This window comes from Candidatus Pristimantibacillus lignocellulolyticus, assembly GCA_023639215.1.
GTDB classification, from domain to species: domain Bacteria; phylum Bacillota; class Bacilli; order Paenibacillales; family Paenibacillaceae; genus Pristimantibacillus; species Pristimantibacillus lignocellulolyticus.
The window spans coordinates 1445503-1470633 of sequence record CP097899.1 but is presented as its reverse complement, the minus strand read 5'-3'; the positions used below and the strand labels follow the sequence as shown (position 1 = coordinate 1470633).

Here is a 25131-nt window from a genome sequence, read left to right as displayed (position 1 = left end):
TCTTAGCTTACATCTACCCTATCTATGTTTCTAAAGCTTAGATAAGAGAGTAGTATTCCAATAGCAGCAAGAGATAATGGAATAGCGATAATGGAGCTTAGGGAGAAGCCCATATTATTTGAGCATACGATAGACACGATTAGGATAGAGGATACAATAGTTGCTGGTACTGATTTTTTACGCATGCCAAAGGCAAGCGGCAGTAGGCTCATACCTGCAGCACCGAAAGCTTGCATCACGACATGAATTGCATGTTGAACTAAAATCTCACTTGTTAAGGTGTCCGATACGTAACCATACCCAGAATTAATAGCGATAAACAAAGCGTCAATGATAAGGTTCGCTATAATGACATTGGCAAATACCCAGACGAATACAATCGACAGCTTAGCAAAGATGAGCTTCTTACGGCTAATTGGATAAGTGAAAAGAAGTGCCATCGTCTTATCTTTGAATTCCGAAATAATTAATTTGGATAATAGCACTGATGAGTAGATAATAAATGTCGCTCTGATCATAATATCTATCACTTGCAACATCTCAGGGTAGCTCTGAAACATAGGATCCACTTGTGCTTTACCTTCCACAAAGTATAGCAGTATCAAAAAACCAGTAATAACCCCATAGGCAATCATTGAACCCCAAAGATAGCTATTGAAGCGTCCCTTTTTAAGCTCTAGCTTGATGAGATGGAACATGTTCAACACCTCCTTTAATCATATCAAAGAAGTATTCCTCTAATGTATGATGACGGCGAGTCATGGATTCGATAGGTACATCGTTCATGATGAGTCCCTTAGATAAAGCCTCTTGTGTAATACCAGTATCATAAATACGAATGACATGATCACTAATTTTTCTAAAGTTTTTAATTTTAAGCTTCTCTTCCAACACAAATGCTGCTGAGTTGGTATCCGATGTTGTAATTTCTACATAATCGGTCGTAGAGGCACGCACCGTTTCCATCGATACTTCACGAATTAATCTTCCTTTATTGATTACCCCAATTTTATCAGCCACTTGTTCAATTTCTGACAGTACATGGCTGGAGATAAGAAGTGTTATTCCCCATTCATCGCGCAGTCTTCGGAACAAATTCCGCATGGCATGGATACCTTCTGGATCTAAGCCATTAATAGGTTCGTCTAACAATAGTAATTCAGGACGAGTAGAAATTGCTCTTGCAATCCCCAGTCGCTGTCTCATACCAAGTGAAAATTGCTTTACAGGTTTATTGTCTACCCCAACCAGTTGCACCAGTTCTAACGCCTCACGAATAGCTTGCTTGTTATAGTATCCCATGTATTCTGTGTGCAGTTCCAAGTTTTGCATTGCAGTCAGCTTTTCATAGAAGGCAGGTATTTCTATCAAGTGTCCAATTCGTTTCAGATGATCTCTCGAATCAAAGTGTAACCTTTGCTCAAACAATTCAATTTCGCCACCAGTTGGTTGTACCAGTCCAAGCAGTATTTTCATTAATGTCGATTTACCGGCACCATTCGGTCCTAGAAAACCATATATTTCACCGCGTTGAACATTCATATTAACACTAGACAAAACGTCTGCCATGCCATAATTCTTACTAAGTAATAACGTTCGAATAATATCGGCCATTGTTTTCACTCCCCGTGATTTGATCATGATGTAATCATATCGTGGAAATCTCACTTATTCATGTCGTAAACCTTACTTATTTCTTACTTTATTGGTTAGTCCTTTTTGAGTGTAGTGGGAGTGTTACGGAAAAGCTTGTTTGTGAATATGGGATGCTCTCAAGATTGATGCGTCCCCCTAATCGTTCAGTGAGTCTTTTGGCAATTGCAAGACCAAGTCCACTTCCTTGCATGTTACGATTTCTCGAGTCTTCCATTGTATACATTCGATCAAAAACTCTTTTCAGATCTGCCTTAGGTATTCCCCGTCCTCGATCTATTACCTCAATATGTATCTTTCCTTCTTCCTGTGTAAGTGACAATCCAAGATAACGACCATCCGCTCCATAACGAACAGCATTTGAAAGCAGATTATCAAGAATTCTGGATAAAGCCTCTTCGTTCGCATATACCAATACCGCTTGTTCGGGGAGATTAATATCGACCTTGAAGTTTCGATCTGAAAGCAGATCGTAGTAGGCTAAAATACGATGACGGCATACTTCACACGCATCAATAACAGATAGAGGGAGATCAAAGTCATCCGCTTCAAGCCTTGAAAGATCGAAGAATGCATTGATTAGTTCATGCACTTCAACGGTCTTTTTGTATACTTGATCGAGCATTCTTTGCCGTTCATCCTGTGGTAAATCGGTATTGCGTGTAAGCATTTCGGCGTAGCCCATAATAACGGTGAGAGGTGTCTTCAAATCATGGGATACGTTAGCTAGCATCATCCTCATAGCCTGATCCGTCCTTGTGTAATCAGCGGCTAACTGACTGGAACGTTCAAGTAGTGCATTGATCGCCTGAAGCAATTCTCTTAACTGACGGTCACCAGTCACAATAAGGAGACGTTCTTGAATTTGAGAGCTATTGCTCGCCATAAAATGTTCTAGTTTATTACTTATGTAAATTAGTTCTTTTCGAGTTGACTGGTTTGTCATGCGCTCACGCACATACAAAAATAAAAGTCCGACAAGAGGAATGATTAAAATCCACCAGTATCCGTTCATTTATATCTCTCCCAGTCGGTAACCAATTCCCCACAGTGTAGTAATATAACGTGGATTGGAGGGGTCATCTTCAATCTTTTCGCGTAACCGTCTCATGTGCACGTTAATGACATTGTCATCACGGTAATAGTCTTCTTTCCATATGAGTTGGAAAAGTAATGCCTTAGTATAGACTCTTGTTGGGTTTTGAATGAACAGTTTCAGAATTTGAAATTCAGTTGCCGTGAGTTTAATTTCTTGATTTCTTTTCGATACCTTAAAGTTATCGGGATCAATCAGTAATTCACCAACCGAAAGCAGCTGTGAGGTTGGTTCCTGATCAGATTTAACATTCGAATATTGTGTCGCCCTACGAATGGATGCCTGCACTCGAGCGGCCAATTCAAGGAGCGAAAATGGTTTCGTTATATAATCATCAGCACCAAATCGTAAACCAAGCGCTTTCTCAACTTCGTTGTCTTTTGCAGATAGAATAAGAATCGGAACACGACTTTCTCCCCGAATGAGCTGTAAAACTTCTAAGCCACTCAACTTAGGGAGCATTAGATCAAGCAACACTAGATCATAGCTGTTAGATTGGAATTGTTTAATAGCTTGTTCACCGTTATCAACAACAGTGGTTGTGTAGCCCTCTTTACTCAAGTAATCTGCTACCATTGTGCTGATTGCAGGATCATCTTCAATAAGAAGCAGGTTTCCCTCCATAGCTTTACTCCCTCACTTCATAAAGATTTGTAATTATTCCCTATTTTACGATAGGGGAGTCTTTCCTACAAGGAGTAGTAGTTCAACTACGTAGATTACAAAAAAACAGAGCTGACCTTCAAGTAAATGAAGATTAGCTCATTTTGGTTCAATATAATAGTAACTACGATACCGTTGGAATCTCTAGATCTGTTAATTCTGAATTAGGATCTAACCATGATTTAATAACTAATTGTATTGCCTCTAGGCTACTATCTCTGGGCATATAATAGTATGTTCCATTGATCCTTTCATCATAGCCATCAATCATGTAGTTAGATATTTGAGGAGAGGTCTTTACTAGAGTTTCAGCCCAATCTGTTATATCTTCGGCTTTCATATTTGTTGTGAAATTTTTTCCGCCTATTGCAATAAGATCATCTATTTTTGATAAGTTTCCTATATTCATCATTTCCTTAATCATTGCACCTATAAATATTCGTTGTCTTTCCGTACGATAGAAGTCAGAATCTTCACGATAGCGAACATAGTTTAGAGCATCGATGCCATAGTATTTAGGCTTATTTGCTTCAATTGTAAATTTCTCATGATCTCTATGTTTATTAACGATATCTTTTGTAATAGGAAGCTTTACTCCTCCGATCGTGTCTACCACATCTATCAATCCATGAAAGTTAATGGTTGCGTAGTAATGAGCAGGACTCCCTAAAAAATTCCCGATCGTATCGATGCTCATTTTCGCACCGCCATAGGCGAAAGCAGCGTTTACTTTATCCTTGTAATTCTTCCCTATAATATCTACATAGGTATCTCTCGGTATGGATACAAGTAATAATTTACTATCCTTTGGCCTGACTACGGCATAAATAATAGCATCTGATCGCGCAGCTTCCTGCTCTCTTTGATCCACTCCCAGTAATAATAAGGAAAATGGTTCCTTATCTTTAATGACTATTGGTGGATCTACATTATCGATAGGGACATAAGCTTCATCGAATGCTTTACCGATGTCTTTAGAGTAAACTGTTTTAAATAAATAAAAGGCAATTTGATTTTTGAATGTTAGCCCACATATTACAGCGATACATACGACTACTAAGCTTATATATACTATCATTTTTTTTCGTTTCTTTTTATTGATGTGAGTTAAAGTCCTTGAAGTAGCTTCTTTAGCCGTCTCCGTTTCATTACTCAATCTTTTCACCGCTTCCTAATTATTTTTATGTAATTTTATGTCAGTAAATAGACGTAGAGTGATTACTAAAGGTTGCATGATCATTTAATTCAAGTGATAAATTTTTAATAGGATGGGAATATAATGTGGGAATTTTAACTGAGCTTGAGCTTCAAATTATGTAATACATAGGATAGATTCATATGCATAACTCGTTCTAATCTACCGTAACTAGATGTCACATTTTGTTTGCTTTTCATGTGATTGCAATCACAAAGTCAGGCTTATCTTAACGATATACTTAAGTCAATTTCATATAGTGAAAGCGAGGATACTAAGATGCTAAGTAAACATACAATAGAAGTTATCAAATCCACAGTGCCAGTATTAGAAGTTCACGGAACGACAATTACAAAAAGATTTTATCAACGATTGTTCGAAAACAATCCGGAATTACTAAATATTTTTAATCATGCAAATCAAAGCCAAGGAAGACAACAAAATGCTCTTGCTAACGCCGTATTAGCGGCAGCAAAGTATATTGATCAATTGGAAGCTATTTTACCGGTCGTGAAGCAGATTGCACACAAACACCGTAGTCTTGGTATTCGTCCAGAGCATTATCCGATTGTCGGAGAAAATCTTCTTGCCGCTATAAAAGAAGTTTTAGGAGATGCTGCAACCGATGAAATCATAGGAGCATGGGCAGATGCTTATGGTGTAATTGCTGATGTGTTTATCTCAATCGAAGCTGAAATGTATGCACAAACTGAGCAACAACGAGGTGGCTGGGAAGGATTTAGAGCATTCAAGGTTGATAAGAAGATTAAAGAAAGTAATGTTATTACATCATTCTATCTGGTTCCAGCAGATGGAGAAGATATTGCTAATTTCGAAGCTGGTCAATATGTAAGTGTGAAAATAGATAATATACCAGGCGAAAAGAACACGCACATTCGTCAATACAGCCTATCTAATGCGCCTGGGAAACCTTACTACCGTATATCCGTTAAGTGTGAAGATGCATACGATGAAAAACCTGCAGGTAAAGTTTCTGTTTATTTACATGAGCAAGTGAATGAAGGCGATGTGTTAATGTTGTCAGCACCTGCTGGTGAATTTACTTTGAATTTAGCAGATGAGCGTCCAGTTGTCTTTATTAGTGGTGGGGTAGGTTTAACGCCGCTAGTTAGTATGTTCAGTAGCTTAACGGTTACTGATCCGAATCGCCAGATGAAATTTATTCATGCTGCTCGTAATGGAGAAGTTCATGCGTTACGTGATGAAATCGAGCTAGTTGCAAGTAAATCTGCTAGTGCATCTGTTCATTGGTGCTATGAAAAGCCTACTGATCAAGATAAGCAGTCACAAGCGTATACTCATGAAGGTTATATTGATCTACCGTGGCTAGAGCAGATCGTAGCAACTAAAGATGCACATTTCTACTTCTGTGGACCTGTACCATTTATGAGTAAAGTGAATAGTTTATTGGAGCAATGGGGAGTTGCCCCAGAGGATATTCATTATGAATTTTTTGGACCAGCGGGTAGCTTGTAATTCGAATTAGGAGTTCATCCGAACATAGCTGTAGACTATCGTAAGATTACGTTGGCTTTGTTGTCTTAACTTGATTACGTAGCAGTCGATTGATCGTTTCGCGTCGAAGGCCGATGAACTGTCCAATCTCATCTTGTGTTAATATATCCGTAATGGTGTCAGGGGCAATATAATTGTGAAACCAAGACTGTAACTTTTGTAACTTCTCGGCTGGAGTTACTTGGGTTAGTTGATCAATTCGTTGCTGCATCATTCGTAGTTTATCTTGGAGCTGTGTTGCGATAGCAAGACATTTCTCGGCGTTATTTGCTAGCTCTTCATACCACTCCTTCGCTGGAATAACATCAACTTCGCAAGTGTTGAGTGCGATGGCTGTTCCATAACAAGGATTAGCACTAATTAGAGAGTGATGCGGAATCGTTTCATCTGGGACAATAATGTTGACTAATATTTGAGTACCATCGGGATGAATTCTAACAATTTTTAATAAACCACTTTTCAGATGAAAAAGTGATCCAGAATCACCTTGTCGAAATAAGATTTCGCCTTTATGTAAAAGCATAAATAACCTCCAGACTAAAAACAGTTGAACAAGAGCCTCGTTACTTATTCATTGTAACAGAGGCTCTTTTCATTTAATAATTAAATAGTTAAAGATAAGGAATAGCATATAGTTATATTAAATAACAGCCTTGCTTCACGATATTGAAGCAAGGCTGTTATTTATTGATTAGTTTTTAATGAAAATTTTGGTCCAAAACCAACATTAGTACTTAAATATTTATTAAGGTATTTTGGTTGATTTTACTTCAAGAGATCTTGAAGCCCACTCTCCAGTGTTGGATAAGAAAAGATAAAGCCATGCTCGAGTAGTGCATTAGGCAAAACCTTTTGACCTTCTAAGATAAGCACGCTCATTTCTCCTAATAAAAGCTTTAGCATAAATGCAGGCACAGGCATCCAATGTGGTCTATGTAATACGTGTCCAATCATTTTTCCGAATGCTTTCATATTTACGGGATTCGGTGCCGTGATATTTACGGGGCCTGTTAATGAAGGGGTGGTTATACAATAAAGAGCGGCACGAACGACATCTTCAATATGAACCCAAGATAACATTTGCTGGCCACTTCCAATAGTCCCCCCTCCAAATAACTTATAAGGTAGCACCATACGAGGTAGTGCGCCTTCATGTTTACCTAGAATAACGCCAAAACGCAGGAATACTGTTCGTATTCCGCTATTCATCGCTTCCTGCTCCCATTGTTCTACAGTACTCGATAAGAAATCTGTAGGTTGCATGCGATGTTGCTCCGTGAACGTTTCTGCACGAGAAGTACCATAATAACCAACAGCACTAGCATTAAGTAAAACGCTTGGTTTATGTTGTAATACTGCAATGATCCGCTTAATTTCCTTCGTTGCAGTGAGACGGCTATCTAAGATTCTTCTTTTTCTTGCAGCTGACCATCGACCGCTATTGAGCGACTCTCCTGCAAGATTAATAATGGCATCAATGCCTTCTAATTGTAGTTCTGGTTGATCTCCTTTATTGAGCCAATTGACATAAGTGACCCCTTCCAGAGGAGTATATGGCTGTGTATTGCGCGAGAGTATGAATACTTCGTGTTGCTGATCTAGAAGATGAGTTCGAAGTGCTTTTCCGACAAAACCATTACCACCAGCAATTGCAATTTTCATAATTACCTCCTAGGAATGAGAAATGTATTGCGAAAACTAAAGAACAATATCGTGTAGCATAATAAATAGAATTACAAAGTAACCGTGAACAAAATTATTCTGATGAATATATAGTAAGATATTACCATACATGATATCTTAGGTATAATTTAAGCTTAACAAAGTAAATTTACATGAGAGAGGAATAAATTGTTGAATAGAAAAGAAGCACCACATATTAATGTAATAAAAGATATAGTAAGTGAATGTCTTCATTTAAGCGAATTTAAAATTGAAAGAGTATTAAGTGGTGTTTCAACTTATGTGTATCGTATTGAATTCGTAGAGGAAATCCTATATCTTCGAATTTTGCCAGAACATAATATGAGTTTTGCTGTAGAAGTACATCTACTTAATTTACTCAGACAACGGAATGTACAAGTTCCAGAGGTTATATACTTTGCCCATGATTATGAAGCAATAGGTATGTCTATTATGATTGTGAAAGAAATCGTAGGTTACAATATAGAGAATTGCCCTTCAGCTGAACAATATGAAAATATACTATATCATGCGGGAAAGCAACTAGCGGTTATCAATCAGTTGCCAGTTGTAGGATATGGTTGGATTGTAAGGGGGAGCAACCAGCATAAACATGTTCTACAAGGGGAAAAATTATTATTTCAAGATCATATATATGAACATTTAGATTCAGATTTGATAGTATTATCAGAGAATGTACTTCTTAGAGATGTAATATTATCAATTAGAACAATATTGGAGAACGGAAGAACATTAATGTTACGTCACCAATCGCATCTGATCCATGGGGATTTTGATGATTCACATATATTCGCTCACCAAGGGAAATTTACGGGGATTATTGATTTTGGAGAGATTCAAGGAAATAGTCCGCTATATGATCTTGGTCATTATAAATTGCATGATGGACAGAGTTATCTAGGTTATCCATCTTTAGCAAAAGGATATAACGAAGTGAGGCGACTATCATATGATGATCATATAGAAATTGACATTTGGGCATTATGGATCGGGGTTAGAAGACTTGGTATGATATACAACCGAACATGGGGTTGGTATCATGACCATTTGATTCGAGTGATAAAGCTTCAGTTGGATATATTGAACAAGAAATTCTAGACTGAAAAGAGCAATCAAACTACTGCAACGCAAAGGAAAGGCAATCTTTGATCCTGCTTCCTACGCCAATCGCGCCGAAACCTCGCAAGCTATCTTAAACTTATTCAAAAACAATAAGATGAAGAAGAACGAAGATGAAGAGCCTGTTAATCCGCTTAAGTGGGTTAACGGGCTTTTTTTGCGATAGGCTGAGTTAGGCATTTGGTTAAAAAGAAGATAGATAATTTTCGGAAAGAAATTATTTTTTCCATAATAATCGTCTACATTCGCAATCGATCTCTAACTTGGAATAAATTTAGCAGTGTTATATTTAAGGAGGAATATATTCACCACAGATTGTATGTCATTGTCGGTGAAGAATTGGGAGCATCACGATAATGCAGAAGTGATAGCGCGGCTCCATTTGAATGCGGTTACAATTAGTTGTTTTTTTACGAAAGTGGTGATGTACAAGGCACAGTATTTAAGTAACAGTCTAATTTTTCGTGAAATTGTTTTCTGTGAAGCCATCTTTGCAACTCATCACTATTTTATCATTATCATCTTATTAAAAAGGAGAGTAAACATTACCATGAAACAAACAAATCAACTAAACCGGAAACGTTTCCTAAGTCTGCTTCTCACTCTGGTGCTGATATCTTCGGTCGTCTTTACCGCCCCGACGGTTCAGGCAGAATCTTTATCGAATGCTTCAGTAACGGCGGAGTCCTCCACCCCAGAACGTATCCGTGATGGGGTTATTCTGCATGCTTTCGACTGGAATTTAAATGTGATAGAGCAGAACCTACAAGCCATCGCTGACGCTGGGTACACGGCGATACAGACTTCGCCTATTATGGGCGTTGGTTCTGGAGCTCAATGGTATGCTGCCTACCAACCCAGAAATATGGTCGCTGGAGGCGAGGACAATAGATACGGCGATAGAGATGCCTTTGTCAGTCTGACCTCCGCCGCAGAAAAACTAGGCATTAAGGTTATTGTAGACGTTGTGCCTAACCACATGGGCAGCACAAGTAATTCGCATGCCCCGTGGAATGATAATACACACTTCCATGATGTGAGCGGCAACGTAGGTTATAATGACCGTTTTCTTCTGACTCAGCCAGAAATGATCTCTGGGCTGAGGGATCTGGACACGCACAGTTCGTTTGTTCAAGAATCTATTATCGCTTACTTAAAGGACATGATCGACGCTGGGGCGAGTGGCTTCCGTTATGATGCCATCAAGCATATCGAGCTAGACGACGACGTGCCTTCCCCAGCAAGTATTTCTGCTGGCTTAACGAATAATAGATATCCCAACGGGGAGTTCAAAAGTGATTATGTAAAAAATGTGACGGGCGCTGCTAAAGCGTACTTTGAGGAGAAGGGCAAGGAGAACTTCCAGTACGGCGAGGTGCTGCAAGGGGGAGACCCTAACAACGACAGGGTAGCTGGTTACGCCAAATATATTGACCTGACCGCTTCCATGTACGGGCATCATGTGCGTGGCGTCCTTGAGGTAGGGGACATTGGTCGTCTCGATAAATGGACTGATTACGCCGCCGAAGGGTTGAAGGCTGAGCAATTGGTACCTTGGGTAGAATCGCATGACACCTACAACAATGAAGGGGAATCTTTGGGCTTCAGCCCGAAGCAGATCAGACAGGGCTGGGCTATGATTGCCGCTCGCAAGGACGCTTCACCTCTTTTCTTTGCCCGTAATATCAATGCCTCCGGGAACCAGATAATTAGCGTAAGGACCGCAGACAACGTGGACAATAACCGGCCTCAGTGGAGCCATCCTGAAGTCGTGACTATCAATAAGTTCCATAACGCAATGGCCGGACGAGACGAGAATTTGGTAAGTCTCGGTAACAACGCAGTCATGATTGAGCGCGGCACAATCGCGGACGGCGGCGGAGCAGTGCTACTCAATACCAGCACAACCGACCGTGTTCTGGGCAGTGTGCCAGTCAACTTCTTAAAGGATGGATATTATGTTAACGCACTAGATCAGACCAATGTCTTTACAGTATCAAATGGCAGGATCAGTGGGATCATACCTGGTAATTCTGCAAACATAAACAACATCGACACTAACACAAACCCTGGCCTTGTGGTTCTAATGGAGAGGGACAACGCCAACCCCACCATTCTTGCCGCTTTGCCGAGCAATGATGATGTGATCGCAGGGAACCACTTTACTAGCAATCAGCTACAGCTCAGAATGTCGGCCGTCAATGTGACTAATGCGATGTACGCGATTAATAACGGAGACGCTGTGGAATTTGAGGATGACGAGATCATCATCGTGGACGCTAACTACAACGGTCCCATCACTGTTACGTTGGTAGGTCAGGTAGTCGGGGGGCAATGGATCACAAGAGAATTTACTTACAATTGGATCGAGTCTGAAGAAGTGGTTGCCCCGCCGATCGAAGAGCCAACACACGTCAACGTGTATTTATCCATTAACCATAATACGGATTTCCAAGCATGGAGTAATAACAGTCTTGGAATAAGGGTTTACACGTTTAACCCAGAGCTATTTGGTGGATGGCCTGGTGGGACGATGACGAGAATGAAATACAATGGTGTCGATACCCATTGGTACAAGATTGTAATGCCTCGAGCTGCCGTAGGCGGTATTATATTTAACAACCAGAATGGACAACAAACTGGACAACCAGCGATTAGCGCTTCAATGCTCAATAATGAGCAATTATATTTTTATGGCACCGGAGCCTCGAACTTTGGTATTAACACTGGCGCTAACTGGGATACGGCTTTTGCCGCAGGCAATAATATCGGCTTCGCAGCCAGCAATGTATTCCCGCCGGGACGCAACGGCGTGATTTTCAACACGTCGGGCGGTAGCTCGGTCAACAATCAATATGTCCGAGAAGGAGAAAAAGCAACTCGGCCTGCAACTGATCCGACTCGCAGTGGTTATCTCTTCGACGGAAAATGGTACACAGATTCGAATTTTGAGAATGAATATAATTTCGATACTCCAGTAGTCAGCAATCTTGGCGGAGATCATATTTATGCGTTGACTCTCTACGCTGGGTGGATTGAGCTTGAAGATGATAAGTTTTTAGTCGAGTTCGATGCTCAGGGCGGCAGTTCGGTCATGTCGATCCCGAACGTGGTGGGCGATACTAGTATCACTGCACCAGAACAGTCAGTCAGAAATGGTTATGCTTTTGCTGGATGGTTTCACGATTCGGACTATGAAAATGAGTGGAACTTTGACTCTGACACCGTAAAGGCACCGACAAAACTTTTCGCTAAGTGGGAGATTGTATCTTACAACATCATCTATATGGACGGTGGAGCAATCGCGAATATGCCTGGTAGCGTTCCCGACAACTATAACGTTGAAACGGAGACGTTTAGCCTTAGCACACCGAGTCCAAAGGACGGTTATACCTTTAATGGCTGGTTTACCGACCCGCAATTCTTACCGAGCTCAAAGCTCAATAGTGTTGCAGTTAACTCTGTCGGCGATTTGATTCTCTATGCCCGCTTTACGGCAAATACCTATAGTATTACGCTGGATCCTCAGAGTGGGTTAGGCGGTACGGCAATCGTAACGGTTATGTATGGCGGCAAACTCCCACTGGGAATTACCCGTCCTGAGAAATCTGGATATTCTTTCAGAGGTTACTACGCAGATACTGACGGAGAGGGCCAACAATATTACAACAGTAATGGCGTCAGAGAGTTTAAGGGCGAGTGGTCGACTGCGTCAGGTAGCACCTTCTATGCTCACTGGATTCCTACTGCAGGTAATCCCGACATTTCCAGTGTAGCAGCAGCGTTAGAAGCTCTCGAAGTAGGTTACGTTGCAGGCAACAATGCAGATAATGTCACACAAAACGTAACACTGCCAACAGCAGGAATAGAAGATGTCACTGTTTCATGGTCAAGTGATAATGCGGAGATCCTTAGTACAAGTGGTGTCGTAGTTCGTCCATTAGCAGGTTCGGCAGACGCTATCATTACCTTGACAGCAACATTGACGAAAGGTCAAGTGACGGATACGAAAAGCTTTACGGTAATCGTCAGGTCGTTGGAAAACGGAGTTATACCTAGTCCTAGCTATCCAGAACCGACACCAGCGCCAACAGATGTCATTAAGGATGGAAATAAAGCGATTGTGGAGCTTGGCAGAGGTATCACGTCGAAGTCGATTCTTGTACAGGATATTGCCGGACTATCCCTGCAAATAAAAGCAACAGATGTAGTTCTGACTGTTCAAGCGGATGCGCTGAAGCAATGGCTAACTGCGGCAGGCAATCCGTCAGGGGCAAGTCTTGAAGTAACCATTGCTCCAGTGACTGCTGGAGATATCGCAAATACTCCAGCTAAAGGTGGTCAAGCGCATGTAGAAGTTGCAGGCGTGATTTACGATATTACGATTAAGTTGAAACATAACAATCAAGTAACTGACATTAGCAATGTAGGCGGAGGAGTTGAAATCTCCTTGCCTTATAACAACGGGGCTGATGAAGACCTGCTAGGTATTTATTATTACAATGCAGGAAGTAAAGAGTGGGAATACGTAGGTGGCAGCGTAGACGCTACCAAGAATACGGTGACCGTTACTCTTGAGCATTTAAGCAACTATGCGGTGCTAGAATACTCGAAGTCATTCACTGATGTTCCTTCAAACCACTGGGTTGCTCGGACACTGGAAGTGTTAGCAGCGAAGCATATCATTAAGGGCACAAGCGATACGCACTTCACACCAAATGGACATACAACTCGCGCTGAATTCACATCTTTGCTGGTGAGAGCGCTAGGCTTGACGCAAGCTGCAAGTCTGGTTCCATTCGAAGATGTTCAAGCGGGTCAATGGTATGCCAATGAAGTGGCAATCGCTTATGAAGCAGGACTTGTCACAGGCGTATCGGATACCACATTCGATCCAAACGCGAAGATCACCCGTGAACAAATGGCGGTACTACTCGTTCGCGCCTATGAGTACAACAAGAACGGAATTGTAGCGGCTGGTCAAGAAACCGCAAATCTCAAGGATGGCTCAAGCATTTCTTTATGGGCAGTAGAAGGAGTGAATAAAGCGATTACTGTAGGACTACTGCAAGGCAAAGGAAACGGAATCTTTGATCCTGCTTCCCACGCCAATCGCGCCGAAACCGCGCAAGCTATCTTAAACTTATTGAATAAGCTATAAGATGGAATAGAACGACGATTAAGAGCCTGTTAATCCACATAGGTGGGTTAATGGGCTCTTTTGTAAACGAAAAAGAGCAATATACAAAAATGATATATAGATGAGTTAGATAATTATATAAAATTTAGGTAGGTAAATTTTATAAGGTAATTATATTTCGTGTAATATTCAACCTTCTTCAATAACATGCTCTAACCTATATAATTTTTAGAAATGATATATTAAAAGGGATTGTAGACATATATTTTTAAGATCAATTATCGCTTCCTAATTTATACCGTGGATTTGGTTAAGTAATAATCTCGTGTCAATTATTTCATAGGGTTATTACTTTTCTACTATTATAATGAATATGATAAAATCCATATAAAAAGGAGGGAGAATCAATGAATTTTCAGTTTCTTATTAATAAATATAGAAAAATAACATTTAAGAAAAGAATTATCGCAATATTTATTTTTAGCGTGTTAATTCCATTTATTTGTTTAGGTTGGATCTCGCTATATACTATAAATTCCATATTAACGAATAAAGTTGAAAGTTCAATTCAAAGTAATCTTAAGCAAGAAATACTAGGCTTAGAAAATACATTGAACAACCTGAATCATGTGTCGCAGCAGCTTGCTTTCGGTATCGGAAATAATAAATTATTAGAACAACTTTATTATGAAAAAGATCCATTTATTAAATCTCGTTATCGTAATGACCTTAAGGGTGATCTCAATGTCATTACTTTTTCAAATCCTAATGTAGGATTAACGTTTTATTATTATAACGACAAACAGGAGTATGACTTTGAGAATTTTCCGGTAAGAGACAATTTTAGTATTAGTAAACTACCAATGATGGAGTCCTATCCTGAAATAACTTATTATGGACCTCATATTAGCAATAACCGCTCCAATAAAAATCTTGTTTTTAGTACGATGAGAAAAGTGAATGTCACACACGATAATATATACGTTTATATAGAAACGGGATTTAACACGACGAAATCAATATTTGAACCAGAAGACGATATTAAGAAGTCACGCCAAATACTTATTCTAAATAATAATGGAGAAATTACATACAGTCAGAATGAAGCTCTATTCCCTGTGAATAGTGTTTTTCCTTTTTCAGATGGCGAAGTAACATCAGGTATATATGAACAATATATATGGCATAAGGAAGTAAGTAATCAAGGATGGAGTATTGTATCTATCTTTCCCAAAGGTGAAATGAACCAAGAAAAAAATCAATGGTATATTCAAATATCTATATTTTTCTTGATTTTTGGTACCGCAGTCATTATCATCGGAACTTTTCTATCTCGAATGGTATACAAACCTCTTGAAAAGTTTAATTCAGAAATAAAAACATTAATTAATTCAAATGTTAAAAACAATACAGATCTTATTAATATACCAGAGTTTGATTATTTACTATTCAAAACAAGGGAAATGAAAAAAAAGATATGGGAATTATACGGGCAAATAGAACAGAAAGAGAAACGAAGAGCAGATCTTGAAGTTGAAAAGTTATTGTATCAGATTAATCCTCATTTTCTGATGAATACATTAGATACTGTTCATTGGCTGGCGATGATGAATGGTCAGAAGGACATTGATAAGTTGGTGTTGTCTTTGAATAGATTATTACAATATAATCTTGGGAAAATGGGAGATGCAACAACTATTGGTGGGGAAATTGAAGCATTAAAAGAATATTTACAACTTCAAAGAATACGATATGATTTTCAGTTTGACGTTGATATAGATGTTGATGATGACGCCATGTTACTAGCTATTCCTCGATTTATTTTGCAACCTTTAGTTGAAAACGCATTATATCATGGGGTTAGTGATGAGGGATATATTCATGTAGACATTCGATTAGGTGATAAGTTAGATATAACAATTCAAGATAATGGATCAGGTATGTCTGAAGAGAAAGTCGATCAATTACTAAATGACGATTCTTTGGATAGTCAAAAAGTCGGTATGGGTATTGGTATGAAATACGTTATTCGGATACTTGAATCTAACTATGGGGATCAGGCTACATTTAATATTAAAAGTGAAATCGGCAAGGGAACAATTGTGACAATGTGCTTGCCAGTTTATCGAGGTGATAAATTATAATGTTGAATGTATTAATTGTAGATGATGAAAAAATTGTGAGAAAAGGATTAGTCACCTTCATTCCGTGGAAGCAGTTTGGAATGAACGTTGTTGGTGAGGCTAACAATGGAGAAAATGCGCTTAAATTTCTCGAAAAAAACAAAGTAGATTTACTTTTTACGGATTTATCTATGCCTGTCATGTCCGGTGTTGAGCTGATGAGAGAAGTAAACAAAAAGTATCCTCATATTCAAATGGTTGTATTAACGTTACATCAAGATTTTGATTATATACAAGAAGCGCTTCGTCTAGGAGCAATTGATTATATTGCAAAAACGGAATTAGAAAAAGAGCAGTTTGAGGATCTTTTAGGAAGAATTGTATCATTAATTGATACAAAGAAATTGAAGAATCAGAATCAAACTCAGATGGAATATAGCGTAGTTGATCAAGTCTTCGTAGCTTATCCATTAACTCAGCATAACGGAGAGTGTAATGATGAAACGCCTTCATTACAAGGGGCGATCGAGGTAGAAACAGACGTATGGTATTGGACATATCAGCCGGAGCAAATAAGTATGTCAGGATCTCATTATGCTTATTTCTGTATTCGAGATTTAAAAGAGTTAGATCGAAAAGCCGTTTTGAAACTTATTCGTAGTTATCGTAGAAATGGGTTGTTTTATGATTATGACCCAAGCGAAACACTACAATATGTTAGTGAGCATACTATTCGTACAAGCTCTTCTAATGATGAGTATGATTTGCAAGAGATGAAACAAAAATGGTTATTATCCGATTGGATTTATGATAATTATTTATTTGAAGAGATGATTGGGGAAATAAAACGACTTCGATTACCTTCGATCCGATTAACACGGTTATTTTTTTCGCTAACTGATGAGTGGAATCGACTTTACGGAACATTGTTAGAAAGTTCAATTATTATGAAAGATTCATTCTCACATTATTATGAATTTGTTGCATGGTTAACTCAAACGAGAACAAGAATTCATGAATCAAATGTAAAACCACAGTTTTCTATTGAAATTCAAAGCAGTATTGCTAAGGCGAAAACTATGGCACAGCATACATTTAATAAGCCTTTGACTGCAGGAGAAATGGCAAAAAGCGTTAGTATGAGTTTAAGCTACTTTAGTCAATGTTTTAAGCAAATTGTTGGACAAACCTACACGGATTATTTAAGGGATATTCGTATGGAGAGAGCAAAAAGCTATTTATTAAATACAACGAAAACAATTCAATGGATTGCAGAAGAAGTGGGATATAACGATGAAAAGTATTTTAGTCGTCTATTCAAAGAACATATTGGGATGTTACCGAGCGAATATAGACTAGTCATTACTCAAGAAAAGTTAAAATAAATAGATGAGGTATGAACATGTCTGAAAACAAGGTAGATAATTTTCAGACATGTTTATTTTTTTGATGAAATTATCTCCCTGATTCGATGTTTTCCTCTAACACGCTAAATACGTTACTGAAATTATAATAAGTGTGTAATAAGAAATTGGTTTTAACATAAAAGGGGGAAGTACAGTGAAGAAAAGTTTTAAGGTTTTGGCAATTAGCTTAATTGCGGCATTGAGTGTTACAGCATGTTCAAGCAATAGTGCACCAAATAATTCAAACACTCAACCAACGGACAACGCTGCAGTAGGCACACCAGTTGATCCATTTGCTAAGTATGAGGAGTCAGTTGTAGTTTCCTTAGGTAGAGCGATTGATCCAACTTATAAATACGAGGGTAGCGATACTGCTGAAGACAACTTGTATACCCGTTGGTTAAAAGATGCATATAACATTGAAGTAAAGCATGAGTGGGAAGCATCCAGTTCAGATTATGGACAAAAAGTTAGCTTGGCAATCGGTAGTAATGATCTGCCAGACACAATGTTAGTCGATGAAACGCAATTGAGACAAATGGTAAAAGCCGATCAACTAGCAGATTTGACTGCTGTATACGAACAACATGGTACGGAACGTTTGAAACAAATTTATGAATCAAATCCTGGTCTACTAGAAGGCGTAACATTTGACGGTAAACTGTATGCATTGCCTGAGACAACATTACCTTCAGCTCCATTAACTTGGATTCGCAAAGATTGGTTAGATAAACTAGGTCTTCCAGAACCGAAATCTCTAGAAGATTTGGAAAATATCGCAAAAGCATTTGTTGAAAATAAGATGGGTGGCGACAACACAATTGGAATTGTAGGTACGCAACAAGGTGGATCGTTATATTCTACATTTCTATCATCAGGTGACCACTTCCTTAACTTCTCTTCTGTCTTTTTCGCAAAAGATGCATACCCAGGTATTTGGGTAACGGATTCAGAGGGAAATGCGCAATATGGTACGACAACACAAGAAACAAAAGAGGCAATATTAACATTAAGAGATTGGTATGCTAGTGGTATTTTAGATAAAGAGATTGGATTAAGAAAAAGTACACAAGAAGTCATTACAAGTGGCCAGACAGGTATTTTCTTCGGTCCATGGTGGTCAGCTTATAACCTGATGGATGCGATTAAAAACGATCCTGAAGCCAACTGGAGACCGTATGCAGCACCATTGAATAATGCCGGGGAATTCAACTCTAACCAAGCGACAGGTAGTAATTACATTGTTGTGAAGAAATCTTACAAACATCCTGATGCGATTATTAAAATGTTGAATATTCATGTTAATGAAAAGCAAGAAAGTTACAAAACAGCTGTTGGTAAAGAGTTAACATCACAAGAAATTCCATTGTTCCTAATTATGGGACATGGAGATCAGCTAGAATATGCTGTGAAAACAACACAAAAGGTTCTTACTGGTGAAATGCCACTAGAAGAAGTTGATAAACTTAACTATGGATTTACTTATGAGCTTGCTTCTCATGTGAAAAATGTGAAAACTGAACCATTTGATAACTATGATATTCAATATTGGGATCAAGTGACAGACCCCGATTTCTTCTCCCATATATACTCACATCTAAATGGTGGATCAACGTTTGTAGATGCGAAAATTAATTGGACGAAAAGTTTAGCAACAGCTCAAACGAAAACTATGCAAACAAAATGGTCTAATTTGAAAAAATTAGAAGATGAAACATTATTAAAAATTATTATGGGTAGTGCACCTATTGAAGAGTTTGATACTTTTGTTGAAAAGTGGAAGCAACAAGGTGGAGATCAAATTACTGAGGAAGTTAATGAATTAAAGTAAGGGTATCTAATCAAGACGAGTAGATAAATACTCGTCTTGATTAACCAATTAAGGAGAAATTGATATGCTCAATCGTAGCGCGTACAAACATTACTATTTAATGCTTCTGCCAGGATTAGTATGGCTATTTTTTTTCAATTTACTTCCCATGTATGGAATTCTTATGGCATTTAAAGACTTTAACCCAGGCTTAGGGATATTCAAGTCTGAATGGATTGGTTTTGAAAATTTTAAGTATATGTTCGAGCTTGATGATAGTAAGCAGGTATTTCAAAATACAGTATTTATCGCAGTTCTAAAAATGATAGGAAATCTCATTGTTCCATTAGTATTCGCACTTATGTTAAATGAGGTGAAAAATAGACTGTTTTCTCGTTCTGTTCAAACGATAGTATACTTACCACATTTTTTATCATGGGTTATTGTAGCTGGAATTATGTTAGATATTTTATCTTATACAGGACCCGTTAACCAACTATTAGCGTTATTTGGTTCAGAGCCGATCTTATTTTTTGCAAATGCTGAAATGTTTCCTTGGATTATTGTCTTAAGTGACATTTGGAAGGAATTTGGTTTTGCAGCTATTATATTCTTCGCAGCACTAACATCTATTAATCCAGAAATGTACGAAGCAGCTGCAATAGATGGTGCTTCCCAATTTAAAAGATTAACGAGTATTACTTTGCCTAGTATTTTACCAGTTGCTATATTACTAGGTACGTTAAGTTTGGGTAACATTCTAAATGCAGGTTTTGATCAGATATTTAATTTGTATAATCCATCGGTATATTCAACAGGAGATATTATTGATACATGGGTGTATAGAGCTGGCTTAATTGACATGCAATATGGACTAGCGACTGCGGTAGGGCTTCTTAAGTCAGTTGTTGGCCTAGTATTAATTTCTATTTCCTATACGTTAGCATATCGATTTGCAAACTATAGAATCTTCTAGCAGAAAGGTGTGACGTATATGATTGAAGAACGTTCGTTAATATCTAAGGTTTACAATGGGATTAATATATTGTTAATTCTATTGCTTACACTCTTATGTATATTGCCTGTATGGTACACGTTAGTTGTTTCGATTAGCGATCGAGCGGCAGTTGCTGCAGGAGAAGTCTTTTTGATACCAAAAGATATAAACTTCGCTTCGTATCAAACGATTATTAATGATGGTCAGTTTTTTAGATCGTTCTTTATTTCTGTACAGCGCGTTATATATGGTGCGGCAATTACGTTTTTTGTTGTGCTACTTATGGCTTATCCATTATCCAAATCAACAAAGGATTTCAAATCCAGAAACATATTTATGTGGTTATTAATATTTTGTATGCTTTTCAGCGGTGGAATGGTTCCATGGTTTATGACGATGAAATCATTAGGATTAATTAATAGTATATGGGGACTTGTCCTTGGTGGGGGCTTACCTGTATTCAATGTTATATTAGTGATGAATTTCTTCAGAAATTTACCTAAGGAAATGGAAGAGTCTGCATTGATTGATGGAGCGGGACCTTGGCGTATTTTATTCGGTATATTTCTCCCCCTTTCAACTCCAGTGTTAGCAACGATTTTAGTGTTTACGATTGTTGGACATTGGAATGAATTTTTTCAAGCACTTATTTTGATGACTAAAAATGAGAATTATCCATTGCAATCCTATATACGACAAGTAACAGCAAATGTTGATTTAACAAAACTGGATGCAGAATCAGTCAAGCGATTGACAAGTTTATCTAATCAGACTTTAAACGCTGCCAAAATATTCATTTCAATGCTTCCGCTACTAGTTATTTACCCGTTCTTTCAAAAGTATTTTGTTAAGGGGATTACATTGGGTTCTGTAAAGGGTTAACACTATAGATAGGAGAGAGATATATGCAAACAAGTGAAACTATTCATCCTGATAAAAAGGATTTAAAAACAATCATAGAAAAACATTGGAACTTAGGAAAAATTCAATCAGTTATTCATTCTACTGATGAAGTTTATTTATTTAAGTCTGAAAATGCAACAATTATGGTTCAGCCTGTTAATGAATATATCGTTCGAGTGAAGTTATTAATAGATCATGTGCAGGATATGAGTACAACAATTGCCGTGCAAAAAGATGTATTTACTCAAGTAAAAGTGGAGTTAGAAGAGAATGAGCAAGAGTACCGACTGGTGTTACCAGCAGTCACTGTCGTCTTGCAAAAAGCAGATACTCGTATAGATTTTTATAACAAAGATGGAGAATTAGTCTCTAGTGACGAAGAAATTTATAGCCCAGGTAGAGGAGAGTACGTTTGTAAAAAGAAAATGGATGCTGATTCGCATATTTATGGTTTGGGCGAAAAAACGAGCTTCCTAGACAAAATAGGTGAGAAGTATGATATGTGGAATTCAGACGTATTTGATCCTCATGTTCCCGAAATAGAGAGCTTATATGTATCGATTCCATTTCTAATTCATTTTCAATATGAAAAACCTACCTATGGTATTTTCTTAGATAATCCTGGCCGTACTTCATTTGATATGCGTACCAGTAAAGATTCTTATAAGTTTCAAGTTAATTCAGGGACAATTGATTATTACTTCATCTTAGGTCCTGCACTGAATGAAGTAGTAGAGAGATATAGTGAGTTAACAGGACGTATGGACATTCCTCCTGCTTGGGCAATCGGCTATCATCAATCTCGCTATAGCTATATGAATCAAGAGGAAGTAATGACACTTGCAAAAAACTTTAAAGAAAAAAATATTCCATGTGACGTCATTCACTTAGATATTCATTATATGGATGAATATAGAGTATTCACATTTGATCCTGTACGTTTCCCTAATCCGCGCCAAATGATTGAAGAGCTAAAAAATATGGGTATTCGTGTCGTGCCTATTGTCGATCCAGGTGTTAAGAAGGATCCCGAATATGTACAGTATCAAGATGGTATTCGTAATAATTATTTCTGTAAAAAAATCGAAGGTGAACTATTTATAGGAGACGTATGGCCTGGAGCTAGTGCTTTTCCTGATTTTACAGAAGAAGAGGTACGTACATGGTGGGGAGAACAGCATCGTTACTATACTGATCTTGGTATTTCTGGTATATGGAATGATATGAATGAACCTGCTGTATTTAACAAATCAAAAACAATGGATTTGGATGTAGTACATGGCAATGATGGTAATCCTAAGACTCATCGCGAACTTCATAATGTGTACGGCATGCTAATGTCGATGGCTACACAACAAGGTTTAAAAAAGGAATTAGCAGGAGATCGTCCCTTTGTATTAACTAGGGCGGGGTATGCGGGCATACAAAAATACGCAGCGACATGGACAGGAGATAATCGAAGTTTCTGGGAACATCTTGCGATGTCTATACCGATGGTATTAAATCTTGGTTTGTCTGGACAACCATTTGCAGGTCCAGATATTGGTGGGTTTGCCCATCATACGACGCCAGAATTACTTGCACGTTGGACGCAAGCAGGTGTGTTTTTCCCATATTGTAGAAATCATAGTGTGCTTGAATCTATCCGTCAAGAACCGTGGGTTTTTGGTACTCAGATAGAAGAAATTTGTAGAACATACATTAGATTGCGTTATCGTTTGATGCCGTACTTATATACCCAGTTCTATACCGCTCATAAAACAGGATTACCGATTATGCGTCCTTTAATTTTGGAGTATCCGAATGATCGTAACGTATACAATCTATGTGATCAATTTTTAGTGGGACAACATATACTCGTTGCACCAATTCTTCGTCCAAGTACTGAGACACGTTCGGTGTATTTACCTGAGGGTGAATGGATTGACTATTGGAGCGGAGAACGTTATGTAGGAGGGACATATATATTAGCTTATGCTCCGCTAGATGTACTTCCGTTGTATGTGAAAGCTGGAGCGGTGATTCCCGAATTGTTAGATAATGAATGGAAACCAACGTTGAATGAGAGAAACGATGTTGCATTAGTCCTATACGCGGGTCAGGTAGGAAGTACGTCATCTAGCCAGTGGTATGAAGATGATGCTCGCACGTATGCCTATGAGCAAGGCGTATATAATATATTAACTACTTCTGCGGCGTTTAACAAAGATTCCGTTAGTTTGAAGTGCACGTATCTGTCAAAGGAAATGCCTAATCAACGAGAGAAACTTGATATTATAATAAAATTACTAAGTTTTAATCCGTCCCAAGTTGTGGTGAAAAATCTAGAACAATTAGTACCTATTGAAGAAGTTGGCGGAGCTTGGTCTTATAACTCGGATAAAAAAGAACTTAAGCTACAGTTGAGTAATACTTTTAATGAAATTGAGTTATTCGTACAATCTAATTAATTGTTTTGGAAAAAGGATCAAGAACCGTATGCAGTTAAATAGATAATGTAAAAAAAATTAAATAATTAACTAGCCTTTGTTCGTAATTCTTTCGGACTTAGGCTTTTTAATTTGTTAATCTTCCAATATACAAAATACCGAGCATTATTAATCTACTTTTGTACAAAAAAATGATGGAAAAAAATTTGTCCATTGTTTAGTAGCAACGTATTATTTAATATTGTAATTGATAATGCTTATCATTATCAATTATGAAAGATAATACAGGGGGAGAACAACAATGTTTCAAGCGAAAAAGGTAGGTATACTTTTAGTATGTATAGCAATTATGGGTTCTACATTGATAGCATGTGGAAACAAAAATAATAGCTCGAACAACGCACCATCATCAGAGACACAAGCAACAGCTACACCGGCCCCTGAGCAAACAGAAGAAACAACTAGAATGTTTACAGACTGGACAGGTCATGAGGTAGAGATACCTGTTAATCCTAAGCGTGTCATTTATCATGGAGAAGTAACAGGGGATGTTCTTGCTCTTGGAGTTGTTCCAGTAGGAGTGATGAAGAATGAGAATGGTGGAACAGTATATGATGACTTGATTGCTAATGTTGAAGATGTTGGTTTTCCATTAAGTTTGGAAAAATCATTGGAACTTAATCCGGACCTGATTATTTTCTCTAATTCAGATGCAACGCAATACGAGCAGATTTCAAAAATTGCTCCAACGGTCACATTTGATTCGTTTGCTCCAATTACCGAGAGAATGCATACATTAGGGGATTTACTAGGAAAACAAGCTGAAGCAGAGGCGTGGTTAACGAAATATAACACTACAATGCAAGAAATGTGGACATTGGTACACGAAAATGGTGTCAAGGAAGGTGAGACAGCATCGGTATTTACAATGTATCCAGGTAATCGACTGTTCATTATGGCTGGTGCAGGACTACCACAATTCTTGTATGAAGAGAATGGTTTTAAGCCAGTGAACAAAGTTCAAGAAATTATTGATCAAGAGATTGGTTTTGTTGAAATCTCCGCAGAACTATTGAATGAATATGCTGGTGACAGAATATTTATATTGAATCCTGTAGACCCTACGGCACAACAATCAACGAGTGAATTGATGGAAAGTGAAGTTTGGAAAAACCTTTCTGCAGTTAAAAATGGATATGTATACAATTTTGATATTGTGAAAGCTGGAAGTGATGCACTTTCTAGAGATTGGATGATCGAAGAACTTCCGAAGCTGTTAATGAAATAATTATAATTCCAATAATATATGATCTTTATTAGAAGCTCTTTAACTACGGTTGAAAAGCTTCTTTTTTTC

General features: G+C 38.1%; 17 protein-coding genes. 10 read left to right on the top strand and 7 right to left on the bottom strand.

The features are described from left to right. Window positions 1–2: 2 nt before the first annotated feature. The 5 genes from NAG76_06055 to NAG76_06035 all read right to left on the bottom strand — a co-directional run bounded on the left by NAG76_06055 (window position 3) and on the right by NAG76_06035 (window position 4568). Complete coding sequence (locus NAG76_06055; protein ID URN95807.1) at window positions 3–698, bottom strand: ABC transporter permease; 696 nt, start codon at window positions 696–698, stop codon at window positions 3–5. After that, the gene (locus NAG76_06050) at window positions 670–1614 is read right to left on the bottom strand and encodes an ATP-binding cassette domain-containing protein (GenBank protein URN95806.1); all 945 of its coding nucleotides are present in this window, start codon (window positions 1612–1614) and stop codon (window positions 670–672) included. The genes NAG76_06055 and NAG76_06050 overlap by 29 nt, the downstream gene beginning before the upstream one ends. 88 nt (window positions 1615–1702) lie before the next feature. Then, window positions 1703–2668: a sensor histidine kinase gene (locus NAG76_06045; protein ID URN95805.1), complete on the bottom strand. Its 966-nt coding sequence runs from the start codon at window positions 2666–2668 to the stop codon at window positions 1703–1705. After that, complete coding sequence (locus NAG76_06040) at window positions 2669–3373, bottom strand: response regulator transcription factor (GenBank protein ID URN95804.1); 705 nt, start codon at window positions 3371–3373, stop codon at window positions 2669–2671. It lies immediately after the preceding gene. Window positions 3374–3536: 163 nt separating this feature from the next. Then, complete coding sequence (locus NAG76_06035; protein URN95803.1) at window positions 3537–4568, bottom strand: LCP family protein; 1032 nt, start codon at window positions 4566–4568, stop codon at window positions 3537–3539. A gap of 318 nt (window positions 4569–4886) precedes the next feature. Here NAG76_06035 and hmpA point away from each other — a divergent pair, with 318 nt between their 5' ends. After that, entirely contained in the window at window positions 4887–6104 is a 1218-nt protein-coding gene (gene hmpA / locus NAG76_06030; GenBank protein ID URN95802.1) for an NO-inducible flavohemoprotein, read from the top strand. 46 nt (window positions 6105–6150) lie between these two features. Here the strand turns inward: hmpA and NAG76_06025 are convergent, their stop codons facing one another. Together NAG76_06025 and NAG76_06020 are read right to left on the bottom strand one after the other, a co-directional pair. Beyond that, window positions 6151–6666 (bottom strand): Crp/Fnr family transcriptional regulator, encoded by a 516-nt coding sequence (locus NAG76_06025; protein ID URN95801.1) that lies wholly within the window; start codon window positions 6664–6666, stop codon window positions 6151–6153. Window positions 6667–6908: 242 nt separating this feature from the next. Further along, window positions 6909–7805 carry a TIGR01777 family oxidoreductase gene (locus NAG76_06020; GenBank protein URN95800.1) on the bottom strand — a complete coding sequence of 299 codons (897 nt, stop codon included), beginning with the start codon at window positions 7803–7805 and terminating at the stop codon, window positions 6909–6911. 192 nt (window positions 7806–7997) lie between these two features. Here NAG76_06020 and NAG76_06015 point away from each other — a divergent pair, with 192 nt between their 5' ends. From NAG76_06015 to NAG76_05975, 9 genes are all read left to right on the top strand, one after another. Then, window positions 7998–8945: an aminoglycoside phosphotransferase family protein gene (locus NAG76_06015; GenBank protein URN95799.1), complete on the top strand. Its 948-nt coding sequence runs from the start codon at window positions 7998–8000 to the stop codon at window positions 8943–8945. A 352-nt stretch (window positions 8946–9297) separates the two neighbouring features. Further along, on the top strand, window positions 9298–14127 hold the full coding sequence (locus NAG76_06010) for an InlB B-repeat-containing protein (protein ID URN95798.1): 4830 nt from the start codon (window positions 9298–9300) through the stop codon (window positions 14125–14127). Window positions 14128–14513: 386 nt separating this feature from the next. Next, window positions 14514–16250, top strand: coding sequence for a histidine kinase (locus NAG76_06005; GenBank protein ID URN95797.1), 1737 nt, complete (start codon window positions 14514–14516; stop codon window positions 16248–16250). Further along, window positions 16250–17614: a response regulator gene (locus tag NAG76_06000; GenBank protein URN95796.1), complete on the top strand. Its 1365-nt coding sequence runs from the start codon at window positions 16250–16252 to the stop codon at window positions 17612–17614. The genes NAG76_06005 and NAG76_06000 overlap by 1 nt, the downstream gene beginning before the upstream one ends. Window positions 17615–17789: 175 nt before the next feature. Next, the gene (locus tag NAG76_05995; protein URN95795.1) at window positions 17790–19466 is read left to right on the top strand and encodes an extracellular solute-binding protein; all 1677 of its coding nucleotides are present in this window, start codon (window positions 17790–17792) and stop codon (window positions 19464–19466) included. Between the two features lie 64 nt (window positions 19467–19530). Further along, window positions 19531–20421, top strand: coding sequence for an ABC transporter permease subunit (locus NAG76_05990; protein ID URN95794.1), 891 nt, complete (start codon window positions 19531–19533; stop codon window positions 20419–20421). A gap of 18 nt (window positions 20422–20439) precedes the next feature. After that, complete coding sequence (locus NAG76_05985; GenBank protein ID URN95793.1) at window positions 20440–21324, top strand: carbohydrate ABC transporter permease; 885 nt, start codon at window positions 20440–20442, stop codon at window positions 21322–21324. Window positions 21325–21347: 23 nt separating this feature from the next. Continuing rightward, window positions 21348–23795 (top strand): glycoside hydrolase family 31 protein, encoded by a 2448-nt coding sequence (locus NAG76_05980; protein URN95792.1) that lies wholly within the window; start codon window positions 21348–21350, stop codon window positions 23793–23795. A gap of 280 nt (window positions 23796–24075) precedes the next feature. Further along, window positions 24076–25062, top strand: a complete 987-nt coding sequence (locus NAG76_05975; GenBank protein ID URN95791.1) for an ABC transporter substrate-binding protein — start codon at window positions 24076–24078, stop codon at window positions 25060–25062. Window positions 25063–25131: the final 69 nt, after the last annotated feature.